Source organism: Microcystis sp. LE19-41.2A, from assembly GCF_027530405.1.
In the GTDB taxonomy this organism is placed as follows: domain Bacteria; phylum Cyanobacteriota; class Cyanobacteriia; order Cyanobacteriales; family Microcystaceae; genus Microcystis; species Microcystis aeruginosa.
Window position 1 is genome coordinate 1 of record NZ_JAPZQJ010000664.1, and the last position, 1,808, is coordinate 1,808.

A 1,808-nucleotide genomic window follows, 5' to 3' on the forward strand; every position below is an offset into this window, starting at 1 on the left:
TAAATCCTTATCTGGCAAGAGACTTAATTGATTAGTTCGCTCTAGATAAGAAATAATTGACAAAAATCGCTAAATGCCTTTCTATATAAGGGTTCCATCCCTTATAACCCCCGTCCATTGCATAACACAAACCGAAGAGCCCATTTCTTTAATGTAGATTATAGTTTGTTGATGTAGATGCGATACCCTCTAGCTTGTCGGTTGAGTTGAGCGCTTTAATACTTAGGAGAAAACTGCTCGATTCAATAATTTGAGCCAAAACCCAATATTTTTAAAGACATCGGTGCAGTTTCCCGCAAGTATCGCTCATTTTCGATAGACAAAAGTTATTGCTGTCACCCCAAACACAAGTTTACTGTCCCACTCGCCAAATTTTGATAGTTTTGTCACCACTCCCACTAGCTAAATAGCGGCCATCGGGACTATATACCACTGAGTTAACCGAGTGAGAATGACCAGTAAGGGTACGCAATTCTTTTCCCGTTGCTACCTCCCAAATTTTGATAGTTTGGTAACTCCCACTAGCTAAATAGCGGCCATCGGGACTATATACCACTGACCAAACCCAGTCAGAATGACCAGTAAGGGTACGCAATACTTTTCCGGTTGCTACCTGCCAAATTTTGATAGTTTGGCGACTCCCACTAGCTAAATAGCGGCCATCGGGACTATATACTACTGAATAAACACTACCAGAATGACCGGTAAGAGTACGCAATTGTTTTCCCGTTGCTACCTCCCAAATTTTGATAGTTTTGTCATTACTCCCACTAGCTAAATAGCGGCCATCAGGACTATATACTACTGACCAAACCCAGAAAGAATGACCAGTAAGAGTACGCAATTGTTTTCCCGTTGCTACCTCCCAAATTTTGATAGTTTGGTCAATACTCCCACTAGCTAAATAGCCGCCATCGGGACTATATACTACTGACAAAACCGAGTCAGAATGACCAGTAAGGGTTTTATCTAAGAAGCGAAGACTAGATAAATCAGATATTAATAATTGAGGACTAGCAGGAAAATTTTTATATTTAAAATAACCATAACCTTGAGTTACTCCTATTCCTAATAACAAAACTCCACCAAGAGCTATCATTCTATTTCTCAGATTATTATTTTTAACCGGTTGTGCTGGTGTTTTTTTGGGTACAGGTGCGGGTGAAACCGGCGGAGAAGGATTAATCTTAGGAATAACTGGCGGTTGTTTTTGAGTTCCAACAGGATGCGGATTTGGTGGTGGTGGAGATGGCCTATTAGGATTTATAGGAGGTAACTTTAATTGCCTTTCAATCTCATCCAAACGCTGTAAAATAACCCTAGTATTAGCCGGTCTATTCTTGGGTAATCTTCCCATCAACTCATCAATAAAATCCAACAATAACGGGTGAATATTTTCCGTTTCTTCTCGCCAAGGTAAAACATCATTAATCGGATCATAAATTTCTAAAGGATGTTTTCCGGTTAATAAATGCACAAAAGTTCGTCCTAAAGCATGAAAGTCTGATTGAATCACCGCTTGACCATGTTGTTGTTCATTGGGGGTATATCCGGCTGAGGTAATACCTGTCACCTGTTGACCTTTTACCTTTTGATGATAGGTTTGGGTTTCTTCCCTTGCTGTGCCAAAATCAATTAACACCAACTCGCCACTATTCCGCAGCATAATATTAGGGGGTTTAATATCTCGATGCAGCCAATTCTGTTGATGAATTTTATCGAGAATTAAAGTAATTTCTCTCAGCCATTTTAAGGCTCGTTTTTGACTTAACTTATCATACTGCTTTAGCCACTGTTCTAAATTAATC

1 protein-coding gene is annotated in these 1,808 nt (G+C 39.6%); it reads right to left on the reverse strand.

The annotated features are described in order from the left end of the window. Positions 1-352: 352 nt before the first annotated feature. Positions 353-1,808: WD40 repeat domain-containing serine/threonine-protein kinase (locus tag O9290_RS27385; RefSeq protein ID WP_288087731.1), on the reverse strand; the 1,456-nt coding region annotated here is incomplete at its 5' end.